The following is a 14,650-nucleotide window of genomic DNA, read 5'->3' on the forward strand; positions in this document are numbered from 1 at the left end:
TCGGAGGCCGATTCGGAGGCGGGCGTTCCCGAGTACGCCCATCCGGAGGGGAAAGCGAACGCCAGGGCGAAAGCGGTCGCCCCGGCGGCGAATACGTTTCTGACTGTCCCAAGCACGTCGGTTCGATCCTACTCAGAGGTGTCTTTCCGTCACGACGACGGCTCCGTAGTCGTTCACGCACCCGTACTGAAGTTTGCCGCGACCTGCGGGGAGCTCGGGCACTTCGATCCGCGCGGACTCGAAGGGCTTTACCACGAGGGGTGTCTCAAGCACTGCGTCGCCCTCGAACGTGACGCGCGTGATGCTCACGTGCACGGGCGTGTCGTTCGTGACCGTGAAGCCCTCAGCATCGCGCTTCCAGACGAGGTGCTCGATAGCCCGGTTCATGTCGGCGTCGATCCCCTTGGGGCGGTAGTAGACCTTGACGGTGGTGGCGATGTTGATGCGAACGCTGTTTTCGGGATTCCGGCCGTTCGTCACGGTGCCCGGAACCGCAACCGATTCGTACAAAAAGAGCGACTCCCGATCCTCGGGCAGGAGATCGGGACGCGTGACGGTGGCGGTGACGCGCGATTGCCGCCCGGGGGGCAGCAGCATCATGGGCGGCGAAATCACGGCGGCCTCGGCGGGCCGGCGCGTGAAGTAGTCGAGGAGCCGATTGCGGGAGACGTAATTCGTCTGAGAATGGTTGCTGAAAAGGAGGCTCCCCGAAGAGGCGTTTTTATTCTTTGCGTCGATGATGATGCGGGTGAGATCGACGCCGAGGCCGCGTTTGCCCGAAGAGACGGGATCGGCTGCCGAGGCCGTGCCGAGCGCGAGGAGTATTGCGGCGAAGAAGCCGAGAAGTCGACGGAGAAAGGGGGAAAAACTCATGAAGGTCTCGAAACTCGATCCAAGAAAAAAAGCGGGACGTCCTTCGAACGACGTCCCGCTTCCTGAGCGTCGTCGCGCTCCGCACGACTCAAGCGCGAAGCGAATCACTGCTGGTTGATGGCGATCGTCAGCTCGGCCGTGAGGTTGCCCGAGCCCGTGAGCGTGCTGCCGACGAGCTTCGGCGCAAGCTTGATCTTGGCGGCGGGCGACACGTAGCCGTTGACGAGCTTCGAGAGATCGGTGGTGGCCACGCCCGTCGTCATCGGGATCGCGCTGCCCGACTTGTCCTGCACTTCAAGATAGATTTCCGAAGACTTCTGAGCGCCGATCTTGACGCCGGCACCCGTGCCCTGACCCGCATTCGTGTCGGTGATCGTCACCTGCACGGAGCTCGCGGCCCAGGTGCCGCCTTCGGCGCTGTCGCCGAGCGTGCATTCCGTGATGTTGAGCGTGAGCTCTTTGGCGGCGACGGACCCGCCGACGAGGGCGGCGTTGGTTATCTGATCGAAAGCGACGGAGGCCGTCGAGGCTTCGAACTTGCAGGCGGCCGACTGCACGGTACCCGTGATCGAGACGGTAACGCTGTCGGTCCCGGCGGCCTGAGCGGCACCCGAAGCGAGAAGAGCGGCGAGAGCAAGGGGTGTAAGGGCGTTAGAAAGACGCATAGGTGATCTCTGGAAGGGGTTGAGTGCTCCTTTTCGGGAATCCCGCCGAGACGCCAGATCCGACGCCGTTCGACGAAACTCCTCGAGTCCGTTGAGAGCGTTCAACGGAGGAAGCGGGAAAACAACTTTTAGAAGCGCGCGAAATCCGAAGGACGGCTCGGGAAGTCATCCCCTCAGACAACCACGGCATTCGGGGTTGAATGTCGGAAGGTATTCCGTATTTTTCCAATAAAAAAAGCATTCCGACATTCTTTCGGAAATAAGTCTACGTCTCGTTGAATTCTCATGTCAATAGCCGATATATTTATCCGTTCGGTGGAAAATTAAAGTCTTTGGGGTGTATTTGATACGTGGTTATTTTTGCAATATATTGTTTATTACGGATAAATATCAAATATGTTTTCAAAAAAGTCGGATGGGCAAAAGACGATTTAGTATCTCCATTGAGGGATAGTTCGATATTTTTATTGGAATTGCTCCTTGTTTTTATGGTCTGATCGGTAGGCTATTTTTCAGCCTTCATGCTATTTCATTTCATCCGAAAGCCAAAAGAAACGTTTTGCGAAAGCCGTTTTCGTCCGATGCGGGTCGACCGAGTCTTCGGTTGACGGGCGAGGTGGTCGGGCGGTTCTTTTTCGTCGGCAACCCGCGGACGATTCGGTGTTTGTTCCGGAGTTTCGCGATAAACTGACGTCATTTCGATGCGGCGAGACGAACGCGATGCGGAGGTCGGGATGAGTGAGGCGGAAGGACGGCGAGGGGAGGCGGCGGTCCGCCCGGAAACGGTGTTCGGTAAAGTTCGGTCGGCGTGCGCGTCTTTCGCGCTCTCGGCGTTCGCAGTGCTTCTCGGCGTAGCCTGCGCGCTCTCGGGTTCGGAGGTTCTCGCCGGTGTGCCTCCCGCCGAGCTCATTCGTGTCGGACTTCTCGACATCGAGAAAGAGGCGACCTATGCCGAAGACGGCAACATTCGGGAGACGACGCTCGAGTACCTCCGCGAGGCCGTTCCCGACGTGCGGTTCGAGGCCAAGGTCTACACGATCCCGGAATTGCGGGCGGCGTTGCGGCGCGGGGAGGTTGACCTTTTCATTTCCAGTTCGGGATTTTTCGTCGAGATGTGGCCCGTGGGCGTCAAGGATCTCGCCACGCTCGTCTCGGACGACTTTCCCGATCCGAACCGATGCGTCGCGGGGACCTTCTTCACGCGCTCCGACAGGCGCGACATTCGAACGCTGGAGGATCTGCGGGGAAAGCACCTCGTGACGACGAATCCGTCGAACTTCATGGCCTATCAGATCGGCGCGGCCGAAGTGGCGAAGCTCGGGGTCGATCCCGATCGGTTTTTCGGTGCGGTCGACTTCACCAGGAACGACATTCCGGAAGTGTTGCGGCGGGTGGCCGACGGGCAGGCGGACGCGGGCGTGCTGCGCTCCTGCATGCTTGAGGCGATGCGCTCGAAGTACCCGGAATATCGGGGCCTGTTCCGGGTGGTCGGACCCGTGAGCACCGAGGGTCGTTGCGCCTATTCGACCGAACTCTATCCGGGCTGGGTCGTGGCCGCCACGAAGCAGATCGCGCCGCAGGCGGCTGAAAAAATCGTCAAGGCGCTTTTTGCCAAACCGCCCGAGGGCTCGGGCGCCTATCGGTGGTCGGTAGCCACCGATTACAAACGCGTCAACGATGTTTTCAGGCGTCTTAAGGTCGGTCCTTTCGAGCACCTGAAGCACCCGACCGTGAAGGACCTCGCCGAGCGCTACTGGCCCGTGTTGGCCGCCCTCCTTTTCGGCGCGCTCGCCTGGATGCTGCACTGGGTGCTCTTGAAGCGTCAGGTGCGGCTGCGTACGGCGGCACTCTCGCGGGCGCTCGGCGAGCAACGTCGGCTGCGCGAAGCGGCGCTGCGTTCGGGCGAGGAGGTCGAGCGGCTGACGCGCCTCGGGATCGTGAACGAACTCTCCTGCATCTACGCGCACGAGATGGCGCAGCCCCTGACGAGCATCGGGTATCTCGCCAAAACGCTCGAACTTCTAACCGAGCGGGAGGCGCCCGACCGGGCGCTCTTAAAAAACTGCGCGACGCGCATCGGGACGAACCTTCGGTCGGCGCAAGCCATTCTCGAGCGTGTGCGCGGCTACGCCAAGGCGCCTCCGAGTCGCAGTGCGCCCGTGGATCTGCGCGTTTTGCTCGACGACGTGGCGCGATCCGTGAAAAATCTCGCGCCCGACGCGGATATCTGGATCGAGGCCGAGTCGGCTCCGGTGAGGGGCGACGCGCTCGAGTTGCGCATTCTCATCCTCAACCTGCTCCGAAATGCGGTGCGAGCCGTTGAAAAGCCCGTTCGAGGGCGGTCCGACCCGGTCGTTCGGGTGCGACTTTTCGTCGAGGGCGATCGCGCGACGCTCGAGGTGCGCAACCGCGCCGCTCGGCCCAACGTCGAAACGATTGCCGGACGGCTGCGCTTTTTCTCGGACGATGCGCTCGAGGACGAACGAGCGCGCGGCTTGGGTATCGGTCTTCTGATCGTGCAGACGGTGGCCAAAATGCACCGAGGCGAATTTCGGTACGCGTACGTCGAGGCGACCGAGGAGGCGGTGTTCCGTATCGTACTGCCCGCTCTGCGGGACGAGGCGCCTGCGGGCGAGGCTTGAGTCAACCGTTTCGACCGTTTCTTCCGATTGCGCCCCGTCCCCGCGGTCCTCTCGGGCGCCCCGGGAGGGGCATTCGGGCAAAAAAACGGCCGAACGTCGATCGTCGAACGTTCGGCCGCGGGCTTGGAGGAAAAGCCTCGTTTCGGAAGCGATTTTCAGAAGCGATGGATGAGACCCGATTCGATCGAGGCGACGTTCGCGTCCTCGGCGCCCGTCTTCGAATACGAATCGAACCCGTAACCCGTCGTCGCGTAGAAGCTCGTACGCTTCGAGAAGCGGTACTGGTAGCCCGCAATCAGGATGCCGCGGTCCATGTCGATGTCGGAATTTTCGGCCGATTCGGCATGCATGTAACCCGCGCCGAGTTTTACTGCGTGCTGCCCGAAGGGGATGTGAGTCGAGAGAATCGCACCGAACCCGTCCGCATACGTGATGTCGGGGCTCGTCGCGCCCTTCGTGTCGTTGTAGGGCGAAATGGTCGGCTTGGCGTCCTTGAAGTACTGCGCCGCCGCATGGAGCCGGAAGGTGCCGAAGTCGTAGTTGCCGCCGAGGCTCACGGTGTAGGCGTTTTTCGGCGTTGCGCCGGTGCCGCCTTTGGCGTAATTGAGTTGGTCGACGAGTGCCACCCACTTGAATGCCTTCGTCGTATGAACGAGCCCCGCTGCGGCATAGCGATCGACGTCCGACGTGTTTTCACGCTTCGACGTGTCGGTCGAGCCGTTCGTGACGACGTTGCGACCGGTCGAATACTGCAGGTGCAGGGCCGTGTTCGCAAACGAGGGCGTCACGTACGTGATCGTGTTGTCGTGCTGCGAGAAGACGCCGCCCATGACGGCCTTGTGGTTCGGTACGTCGGTCGACTTCGCGGACGGGAAGGCGGACACCGTTCCGCCGAAAATACCCGTCGAGCCGAGGCCCGACATCAGGGCGCCCATGCGTCCGAGTTTGAGCGTGCCGTAGGTGCCCGAGAGGTTCACCTGCGCTTCGCGCCCGAAGAGGCGATTGCCGTTGCCGAGCGCGCCCGTATCGACATCGAACCCGTTTTCGAGAACGAATCCGACCGTGAGACCGTCCGAGATTTTTTCGTTGCCGCGGATGCCGAACCGGGACTGCGAGTTGGGTCCCGACTTCATCGTGAAGGCGTTCGACGTGTCGACGCCGTTGTCTTTGTGCGTATAGGAAAGCGCCGCGTCGATGAGACCGTACATCTCGATTTCGGATGCCGAGACCGTACCTGCGACGGCGAGAAAGGCGAGCGCAACGAGGCGCTTGGAGTTCCTTTGCATGATCCGCTCCTTTTTTTCGATCGTGCGAATGTCGTACGTCGCCCGCTCGAGCCCGGGTCAGGGCCGAGCGGGGCGCCGTACGGCGGTTGAAGCAAAGAAAAACGCCCGTTTCAAGCGGACTTTTCGTTGGCGGCGTTCGTGCCGGCAATCTGCCCGTAGACCATGCAGTCGAGGAGCGCGTTGCCGCCCACGCGGTTCGTGCCGTGGATGCCGCCCGTGATTTCGCCCGCGGCGTAAAGACGCGGGATCACGGCGCCCGTCCAGTCGAGGCACTGCGCCTTCGTGTTGCAGTTGAGGCCGCCCATCGTGTGGTGAACGGTCATGCCGGTGTAGCAAGCCCAGAAGGGACCCTTTTCGATTTTCTTCGTGAGGTTGCGTTCCGCCTTGCCGAAGTCCTCGTCCTTCTTCGCGTCGACGAAGCTGTTGTAGCGCTTCACGCCCGCTTCGAGACCGTCGGGGTCCACCCCCATCTTCTCGGCGAGTTCGCGAAGCGTCGGAGCGGTCCACGCTTCGTTGATGGCGATGCCTTCCTCGACGCTCTTATGAACGGCGGAGTTGTACTTTTGGTACGTCTCATTGTCAACAACGGTGTAGGCGTAATGTTCGGGCGTACCGAGGACGGCGTCGCGAATGACGTCGCGGCGCGAGCCTTCGTCGACGATGCGATTGCCGCGTTTGTCGACGTAAATGGATTCGGCCACGCGCGAATTGAGAATGATCTTCATCTTCTTGCCGGCGGGAGCGCCCGGGGTGGACTGGATGAAGTCCATGCCGACCAAGTAGCCGCCCACGCGCACGGCCGCCATCATCACGTCGCCCGCCGTCTTGTTCGGAAGGTTGTCGGTGCCGAGCCCGGCAATGCGCGGATCGTGGAGTTCGCGCAGGTAGGTGTTCGCGCCGAAGCCGCCCGAGGCGAGCACGACGCCGCGCTTGGCCCGCAGATACTTGGTGCCTTCCTTCGTTTCGCAAAGAACGCCGCGTACGTCGCCCGAGGTCGGCGTGTCGCGGATGATGTCGGTCACGCGGCAGCCTTTCTTCACGACCACGCCGCGTTCTTCGGCCGCTTTCAGAAGGACGTAGGTATAGCCCTTCCCCTTCGGCACCTTCGGCTGATGAGCGCGCGGGTAGAGGCCGCCGAACATCTGGAAGACTTCGTCTTCGAAGGCCATGCCGAGGCTTTCGAGCCAGGTGATGGCGCCGTACGCATTCTTGCAGAGCACTTCGACGCGTTCCTTGTTCGCGCGGAAGTCCCCGGCGGCGAGCGTCTGCTCGGCGTGAAGTTCCCAGCTGTCCTTGATGCCCTGCTTGGGCTGACGCACGGGGTCGGCGGCGTTGATCTGACCTTGCGCGAGCTGCGTGTTGCCGCCCGTGAAGAGAAGGCGTTCGAGCACCGCCACCTTGGCGCCTGCGTCCGCCGCTTTGACGGCGGCCGCAAGGCCCGCGCCGCCCGAACCGACGACGATGACGTCGTATTCTTCGTCCCATTTGGCGGGCAACATCGAAGGCGTCGGCCGGGCTTCGGCCTTTTGGGTAAGCCCGACCACCGTGAGGCCGGCCGCGGCCCCTTGTAACAAATGACGACGATTGAGGTCCATGTCATTCTCCTTTGGGTTGGTTGACGTCTTTCATCGTATCGGGCGTTCTTTTGAAAAACCTGCGCGCGTAGGTTGCCCGAGCGCAAAGAGCGTGTATCGTCGCCTCGGCGTTTTCCCTCGGCCGGGCCGTGCGGGCGTATGCTCTATTCGGGCGTTTTGTCCCGCACTCCCGCCCGCTCGTACCCCGTAGGGCGGCTTCCGTTTCTTTTTCTTCGCGCGAGGCTCTGCATGACCGATATCGACTCCGACCGTCTTCCGACGCTTCGCGACCGCACGCTCGTGCGGATCGTGGACGACGAAGAAGAAATCGTCGGCACGCTCTCCCTCATGCTCGGCGTCGACGGGTGGCGAACGGCGGGCTATCCGAGCGCGGAGGCGTTTCTCGTGGGCGACACGCCGTCCGAACCGGGCTGCGTGTTGCTCGACATCCAAATGGGCGGCATGTCGGGAATCGACCTGCAACTCGAGATGGTCGAACGCGGGTACGTGCTACCCGTCATTTTCATCACCGGTCACGCTTCGGTCGAAACGGCGGTCGACGCCATGCGGCGCGGGGCGTTTGACTTTCTTCAAAAGCCCGTCGATCCGACGCGGCTGCTCGAATCGATTCGTCAGGCCTGCGGCAAGAGCCTGAGCGAAAGCTCGCACGAGCCTTCGGTTCTCGACGTGCAACGGGCGGCGGACGAGTTGACCGAACGGCAACTCGACATCGTGCGTCGGCTCCTGCGCGGGGAGAAAACGCGGAAAATCGCCGACGCGCTCGATATTTCGCTTCGTACCGTGCAGGGACACAAACTCGCGATCTACCGCAAGTTCGGCGTCCACACGGCGGCGCAGTTTGCCGAGCTCGGCCCGGTGCTCGGCGTCGAATCGGGCTCGGAAACGTGAACGGGAGAGGCGCTTTTGGAAAAGAGCGAAGGATCGGTCGCTTGCGCGCTCGATCCTTCGTTGAGGGATGCCCCATCCCGGTCGGGCAGGCGGATCGCTCGAACCGTTCGACCCGCCGCCCGCCCTCACGGACAAAATCTCAGGCCTTCTCGGCCGCAACCGATTCGGCGGCGATCTTGCCGAAGATCACGGCCTTCCCGACCGACGTTCCCGACATATAGGCCGCGCCGTGGAAGCCTCCGGTGCCTTCGCCCGCGGCAAAAAGCCCGGGGATCGGTTCGTCGAACACGGTGCGCACCCGGGCGTGCGCGTCGATTTTCGGTCCGCAGTAGGTCGAGAGCAGGCAGGCCGTGGCGGCGAACGCGTAAAAGGGCGGCCGTTCGATGGGAAGGGGCTTGCCGCCGCCCGCCGAAAGCGACGAGCGCCCGAAAGCATCGGCCCCCGAGACAATCCCGCGGTTGTAGGCGGCGACGGTTTCAGCGAGAGCCTTGGGCGGCACGCCGATTTTCTCCGCCAGCGCTTCAAGCGTGTCGGCCGAATGAAGTTCGCCCGCCGCTTTCAAGCGGTCCGTCTTCGCAAGCGGATCCTTTTGGGCTTCCTCATGGACGGCGGCGTCGTAGACCTGGTAGCCGATCCCGTCGGGCTGCGTCATGACGATTTCGCCCAACTCTTTGTAGGGACGCGACTCGTCGGCAAAGCGCAGCCCCTCTTTGTTGACGATCACGGCGCCCTGATACATGACGAAGGCGGACGTTTTCGTCTTCGGGTTGAAGCCGTACGTCGCCTTGGTGTAGGAAACGTCGAGCAGGTCCGCACCGAGCGCCCAGGCCATCTTGGAGCCGTCGCCCGTATTGCCGAGGCCCCCCAACTTCAGGGCCTTTTCCGCGGCGGGCGAGAAGCGCCGCAGAAGGTCTTCCCCGCGCGCCCAACCGCCCGCGGCGATGACGACGCCGCGCTTCGCGCCGTAGGTGCGGGTCTTTTTCCCGGAGCGCGCGGTGACACCCACGACGCGGCCCGCGGCGTTCGTGACAAGCCGCTCGGCGGCCGTGTTGAGATGAAAGACAGCGCCTTTCGAGCGGGCGAGGTCCTGAAAGACTTTGAGCATTTGGGATGTTTTCGTCATGTGCTGGCGCGGCACGCTCATGCCCGCGCCCGTGGTGGGCGCCCCGAATTCGACGCCCAGACTTTTCGCCCATTCGTAGACGGGAAGGCACGCAGTGACGTACGTCCGAACGAGCTCGGGGTCGTTCACCTTGCCCATCGCAAGGAGCTCTTTTTCGAAGAGTTCGGGAGAATCGTCGATCCCGGCCGCTTTCTGGAGGTCGGTGCCGCAAATGGCAAAGCCCCCGTTGCAGACGGCCGTCGAACCTCCCGTCGTACGGAGCTTTTCGAGAACGATGACGGAAAGACCGAGTTCCGAGGCTCGGGCCGCGGCGGCGGAGCCCGCCGCTCCGGTGCCGATGACGACGAGGTCGGCCGTTTCGTCGAAAGCGGGCCACGCTTCGGCGGCGGAAAGTCGAAGCGGAGCAAAAGCCGCAAGCGATGCGGCTCCCGAAAGCGCGGCCGCGCGCTTGAAAAAGTGCCGTCGGGATGCAACGTCGATCGGATCGGTCGGGGTGTCGGTGGTGGTCATGCTTGGAACCTCCTTTTCTCGGTTTTTTCTCGGTTTTTTCGCGGGTCTTTCCCGTCGCCGGGCGGGAATGCATCGTCCCGGGAGCGCCGAAGGCGGCGTCGGAACGCCGTCCGGGTCCCGCGCGCCGCGCGAAACCGGTCCTTCGAGTCTACGCCCGCGCCTGCCTCGACGGCCTTTGGGTTTTCCGCAGGTCTTTTCGGTGCATCTACCTACCGAAGTAGGTAGCCGATCGAGCTCGGGCGGTAGGACAATGATTCGATCGACGGTTGACGGTCGGCTTTTGCGGACTTTCCTTCAAAACCCGCGCGAACGGGCCGACAACCGAAACCGAGCTGTTTTTTCCGGAGAGTTTTTTATGAAGCAGACGCTTCTTGCGGCGGCCATGCTCGCCGCTTTTGCGGCCGGTGCCGCTTCGGCCGCTCCCGCCTTCAAGGCGGGCACCTACACCGCCCAGGCCCAGGGCATTCACGGCCCCGTCGTCGTTGAGGTCGCCTTCTCGAAGGACCGCATCGAGTTCGTGAAGGTCGTCAAGCAGGAAGAAACCCAGGGGATCGGCACGAAGGCGGTCGAACTGCTGCCCTCGCGCATCGTTGAAACCCAGTCGCCCAAGGTTGACGCCATCACCGGGGCGACCATCACCTCGAACGCCATCCGCGCGGCGGTCGCCGACTGCGTGAAGCAGGCCGGGGTCGATCCGGAAACGCTCGTTCCCGTCGTCGTCAAGAAGGCCGCGAAGAACGAAGAACTCACCACCGACGTCGTCATCGTGGGCGGTGGCGGCGCGGGCATGTCCGCGACGATTCGCACCCGCATGAACGGGCTCGACGCGATCCTCGTCGAAAAGATGCCGTTTATCGGCGGCGCCGCTTCGATTTCGGGCGGTCAGGTGGTCGCTCAAGGGTCGAAGCTTCAGAAGGCTTTCGGCTCCACGGAAGACAGTCCCGAATCGATGATCAAGGACTTCCAGGCGAACGGCCACAACTTGAACGACATCACGAAGCTCTCGCTCTACGCGAACAACGTGGGCGCCACTATCGACTGGCTCCACGAGAAGGTGGGCGTCAAGTTCATCCCGAACGACCTTCCGTTCCTCGCCGAATACTCGCATCCGCGCGCCCTCGAATTCCAGGGGGGTGCCGGCACCATGGCGCAGCACCTCCGTGAAGTGATCGCCTCGAACGGCGCGAAGGTCCTCTACCAGACGCGCGTGAAGGAACTCCTCGTTGAAAACGGCGCCGTCACGGGCGTGAAGGCCGAAGACGCGAACGGCGTCACCTACACGATCCGCGCGAAGAAGACGCTTCTTACGACGGGGGGCTACGGGAACAATAAGGAAATGCTCTCGCCCGAACTGAAGACGGCCCTCTACTACGGTCCCGTCTCGTCGACGGGCGACGGTCTCAAGATGGCCATGGGGCTCGATGCGAAGACGCAGCTCCTTCAGTACGGGAAGCGCTATCCGAACGGCATCGAGGTCGCCCCCGGCATCGCCAAGTCGACGATTTACGCGAACGTCGGCGCCTTCGATCAGGCGGGTATTCTCGTCAACGTCGACGGCAAGCGCTTCGTGAACGAAAAGGCCTCGAACCGCCACATTCTCGACCCGATGCTTCAGACGAAGAACAAGCAGGCCTACGTCTTCATGGACCAGAAGTCCTGGGAAGGCTTCTACAAGCGCCTCCCCGAAACGGGCGTTTCGCACGAAGACGCGGACAAGTACCTCGCCGAAAACGGGAAGTCGCTCCCGCTCTTTGCGAAGGGCGCCACGATCGAAGAAGTGGCGAAGATTGCGGGCGTCAACGCCGAAAACCTCAAGGCCACGGTCGCGCGCTACAACGGCTTCGTGAAGGCGAAGAAGGACGCCGATTTCGACCGTCCCGCGAAGTACATGGCCGCGGAAATCTCGGCCGAAGGCCCCTACTACATCGTCGAACAGAAGCCCCGCTTTGCGACGACGATGGGCGGCGTCTGCACGGACGACCACCTCAACATCGTGAAGAAGGACGGCTCGACCATTCCGAACCTCTACGCCGCGGGCGAACTCGTGGGCGGCGTGATGGGCGACGACTCGCCCGCGGGTGCGAACGTCGGTTGGGCGCTCACCTCGGGCCGCGTCGCCGCGGACGCGATCGCCGAAGCCATCAAGGCCGGCAAGTAATCCGCACTGCGACTTCGGGGAGCCGAACGGGCTCCCCGCGAAAGGCTGCTTCCCGAAAACAGCCGCCAATCAAAAGCAAAGGCCGCGCTCCGAAAGGACGCGGCCTTTGCCGTTGAAGTCGACGGACCGGTCGGTCCGAAGGCTCGCTTATTCGCCGAGGTAGGCGACGACCTCGATTTCGCAACGAAGACCCATGGGGAGCTCCTTCACCGCGAAGCACGAGCGCGCGGGCTTCGAGACGAAGTGCTTTTCGTAGACGGCGTTGAAGGCCTTGAAGTCCGCCATGTCGGCGAGGAAGCACGTCGTCTTCACGACGCGCGAGAAATCGGTGCCGGCGGAGGCGAGCACTTCGCGGAGGTTCGCGATCGCCTGTTCGGCCTGCGCGGCGACGTCCTCGCCCGCGGGGCGGCCCGTTTCGGGGACGATGCCGATCTGGCCCGACGTGAAGACGAAGTCGCCCGCACGGTAAGCCTGCGAGTAGGGACCGATGGCGGCGGGCGCCTTGTCGGAATGGATCTTCTGCATGGTTTTTTGCTCCTTGGCGGGACCGCGAGTACCCGGTCCGAATCGTGCAAGAATGATTTCGCCGTCCGCAAGACCCCGGGCTTTCCGAGGCCGCTGCGCTCGGAACGGCTCCGACGTGTTATAGCACGGGCCCGGCGTCATCGAAACGTCGGTCTTGTGGCGAAGGAGCCGGTGTGTTTTTGAGGCATACCATAAATTGATGATGATGGCCTGCTTGCTGTCATATGTGGTACATAAAAATTTTCAGTAGCAAGCCTCTCATTTTTCTGCGGAACCTGTTAATCTGACCCGCCGTCGCAGAGGCGACAGCGCGGGCCGAAGAAGTCAGAATGGAAGAAACAGTGATTCGGTCCCGAGCCGCGTCGGAGGATTTTTCCGCGTTGCTCGGCCTGCTCGAGAGCAAGGCACCTTTCGATGTTGCCGATTTTCACTTGCCCGAAACGCTGACGCGCTTTTCTATCCGCGTCGAAGGGCCGGGTTACGTGGCTGTTACGCCGGGCGAGCAGACCCGAACGTTGTGGGAAATTCAGGAGCACTTTTTCCGATTGGCGGCGCTCCTCGTTCACGGCACGACGGATATTCGGAAGTTGTCGACGGACGAACGCAAGGCTTTCGAGCTTCAATTCAGAACGCGCGAAGGCAGTTGGGAAGACCAGGTACTTACCGATGGTTTTTGGAAGGCTCTTTTCGAGAACACAGTTGGAAAAATGGACAGCAGAACGATTGCTTTGCTCATAATGGGGGTCTTCTGTGTCTGGGGGGTTACCAGCGTCGTTGACTCATACAACAACCGAACAGTGAAACTCAAGGAAGCCGAGGCGGCGATCAAGGCGGCAGAGGCTACGGTCAAGACGGCCGAGGCTAGGATCAAGGAGGCAGAGGTGAAACTCAAAGAAGAAACCAAACGTCTTCTCTCCCGTGAGGAAACCGAACGTTATCTGGCCCTTGTCGATGCCATCTCTCCGCGAGAGAAAAAGCAGTATGACGTTGTCATGCAAGCTACGGCCCATGCGAAGCAAAGAGTGGCGGAAAGTTTGGCAAAACGCAGCCCCGATGCGACCCGAATCGAAGTCGGCGGCTCCGAGTATCAGGGAGCGGCGCTCGAAGCGTTGCGTGCTCGCTCCAAGAATGCAACCGAGCCGGTCGATGTGGTGTCCGGCCGATTCCAGATCGTCGGACTGAACCTGAACAAAGGTGCGCCGAAGTGGTCGATGCAACTTCGCGAAGCGGATTCGGGTAACGAGGTTACTGTGAGCGCATCGGAAGATACGCTCGAAGTCGATCTTGCCGAGGCTCAAGAAACGACCCTCGACGCTTTTCACTATGATCGCACCGTTGAGGCAACCTATGTGACCGGGAAGCGGAAGACGTTCCTCGTCAGCATTCGTCCGGCCGAGGGCGACGCGACCGAACAGTAACGCGCCAGTCCGTCGGAGCCCGAGCAAACTTCGCTCTCCGCGGCCCCACAACGAAAAACGCCGAAATTCCCACTCGCGGGTTTCGGCGTTTTCCTTTTCACCGGAGCGCTCGAAGTAATCGAAACGCTTCAGGCTGAGTTACAACATTTGGATCTGCGGGCGACCGTCCTCAAGGAACGTGATGCAGCCCGAGCGGCCGGCGCAGTTCGTGTTGTCGAGTTCCCAGTCGGGTAGCACCCAGCGCTCGATCTTGGCGCCCACGTGCGCGGCGGGCTTGTGGGTGTGACCGTGAATGACGAGGTCGACCCCCGCGGTGCGGGCGGCTTCGGCAACGGCCGATTCGACCACGTCCATTTCGGCGTCGGTCTTCATGCTCTTGTCACCTTCGCTCTTCATGCGGGCTTCCTGGGCCATGGCGATGCGCTCGGGAACGGGCTTCGAGAGGACGGCGGCCTGCCACTGGGGATTGCGCACCATCTTGCGGAAAGCCTGATAGGTTTCGTCACGCAGGCACCAGGCGTCGCCGTGCGAGAGGAGGATCTTGCGACCGCGGATCTCAACGACGATCGGGTCGGCGATGAGTTCGGCACCGCACGCCGCGGCAAAGCCTTCGCCGAGCATGACGTCGCGGTTGCCCTGCATGATGAGAAGGCGACGGCCCGAAGCCGTGTAGAGCTTCAGGGTGGCGACGATCGCTTCGGCGTCACCCATCGCGTCGTCTCCGATCCAGAAGTCGAAGAGGTCGCCGAGAATCACGAGTTCGGCGTAGCGGGGGGCCACTTCCTTCATGAAGCGCAGAAAACCCATGATGGTCTTGGGCTTCGTCGGGGTGAGGTGAAGGTCCGAAATGATGACGGGATTCGAGAGCGGAGCAACGCTCGCGAGACCCGCAAGGGCGGGTACCTGCATCGATTCCATGGTGATAGATCTCCGGAGAATGGGTGTTGGGCGTGCAAAACGCGCAAAA

At 62.1% G+C, this 14,650-nt stretch carries 11 protein-coding genes; 4 read left to right on the plus strand and 7 right to left on the minus strand.

The genetic code is table 11. From position 1 onward, the window contains the following. Nucleotides 1-132: 132 nt before the first annotated feature. Entirely contained in the window at nt 133-873 is a 741-nt protein-coding gene (locus S6FBBBH3_RS05640) for a fimbrial biogenesis chaperone (RefSeq protein WP_120176818.1), read from the minus strand. A gap of 104 nt (nt 874-977) precedes the next feature. Next, nucleotides 978-1,538, minus strand: a complete 561-nt coding sequence (locus S6FBBBH3_RS05645) for a fimbrial protein (RefSeq protein ID WP_120176819.1) — start codon at nt 1,536-1,538, stop codon at nt 978-980. Nucleotides 1,539-2,377: 839 nt separating this feature from the next. Here S6FBBBH3_RS05645 and S6FBBBH3_RS05650 point away from each other — a divergent pair. Next, a complete protein-coding gene (locus tag S6FBBBH3_RS05650; RefSeq protein WP_170143837.1) occupies nt 2,378-4,180 on the plus strand; it encodes a sensor histidine kinase in 1,803 nt (600 codons plus the stop codon). A 155-nt stretch (nt 4,181-4,335) separates the two neighbouring features. Here S6FBBBH3_RS05650 and S6FBBBH3_RS05655 read toward each other — a convergent pair whose 3' ends face one another. Then, complete coding sequence (locus S6FBBBH3_RS05655; RefSeq protein ID WP_120176821.1) at nt 4,336-5,466, minus strand: porin; 1,131 nt, start codon at nt 5,464-5,466, stop codon at nt 4,336-4,338. A gap of 110 nt (nt 5,467-5,576) precedes the next feature. Continuing rightward, nucleotides 5,577-7,061, minus strand: coding sequence for an FAD-dependent oxidoreductase (locus S6FBBBH3_RS05660; RefSeq protein WP_120176822.1), 1,485 nt, complete (start codon nt 7,059-7,061; stop codon nt 5,577-5,579). Between the two features lie 228 nt (nt 7,062-7,289). Here S6FBBBH3_RS05660 and S6FBBBH3_RS05665 point away from each other — a divergent pair, with 228 nt between their 5' ends. Then, on the plus strand, nt 7,290-7,949 hold the full coding sequence (locus tag S6FBBBH3_RS05665) for a response regulator transcription factor (RefSeq protein WP_170143838.1): 660 nt from the start codon (nt 7,290-7,292) through the stop codon (nt 7,947-7,949). A gap of 139 nt (nt 7,950-8,088) precedes the next feature. On the opposite strand, the gene S6FBBBH3_RS05670 is transcribed toward S6FBBBH3_RS05665, so the two are convergent. Further along, entirely contained in the window at nt 8,089-9,582 is a 1,494-nt protein-coding gene (locus S6FBBBH3_RS05670) for an FAD-dependent oxidoreductase (RefSeq protein ID WP_120176824.1), read from the minus strand. 355 nt (nt 9,583-9,937) lie between these two features. On the opposite strand from S6FBBBH3_RS05670, the gene S6FBBBH3_RS05680 reads away from it, so the two are divergent. Beyond that, nucleotides 9,938-11,740, plus strand: a complete 1,803-nt coding sequence (locus S6FBBBH3_RS05680) for an FAD-dependent oxidoreductase (protein WP_120176826.1) — start codon at nt 9,938-9,940, stop codon at nt 11,738-11,740. A 147-nt stretch (nt 11,741-11,887) separates the two neighbouring features. Here S6FBBBH3_RS05680 and S6FBBBH3_RS05685 read toward each other — a convergent pair whose 3' ends face one another. Then, nucleotides 11,888-12,265 carry a RidA family protein gene (locus tag S6FBBBH3_RS05685; protein ID WP_120176827.1) on the minus strand — a complete coding sequence of 126 codons (378 nt, stop codon included), beginning with the start codon at nt 12,263-12,265 and terminating at the stop codon, nt 11,888-11,890. A 329-nt stretch (nt 12,266-12,594) separates the two neighbouring features. On the opposite strand from S6FBBBH3_RS05685, the gene S6FBBBH3_RS05690 reads away from it, so the two are divergent. Further along, entirely contained in the window at nt 12,595-13,683 is a 1,089-nt protein-coding gene (locus S6FBBBH3_RS05690; protein ID WP_120176828.1) for a hypothetical protein, read from the plus strand. 138 nt (nt 13,684-13,821) lie between these two features. On the opposite strand, the gene S6FBBBH3_RS05695 is transcribed toward S6FBBBH3_RS05690, so the two are convergent. Further along, nucleotides 13,822-14,601, minus strand: coding sequence for a UDP-2,3-diacylglucosamine diphosphatase (locus tag S6FBBBH3_RS05695; RefSeq protein WP_120176829.1), 780 nt, complete (start codon nt 14,599-14,601; stop codon nt 13,822-13,824). Between the last annotated feature and the right edge of the window lie 49 nt (nt 14,602-14,650).

The organism is Sutterella megalosphaeroides, from assembly GCF_003609995.1.
In the GTDB taxonomy this organism is placed as follows: Bacteria; Pseudomonadota; Gammaproteobacteria; order Burkholderiales; family Burkholderiaceae_F; genus Sutterella; species Sutterella megalosphaeroides.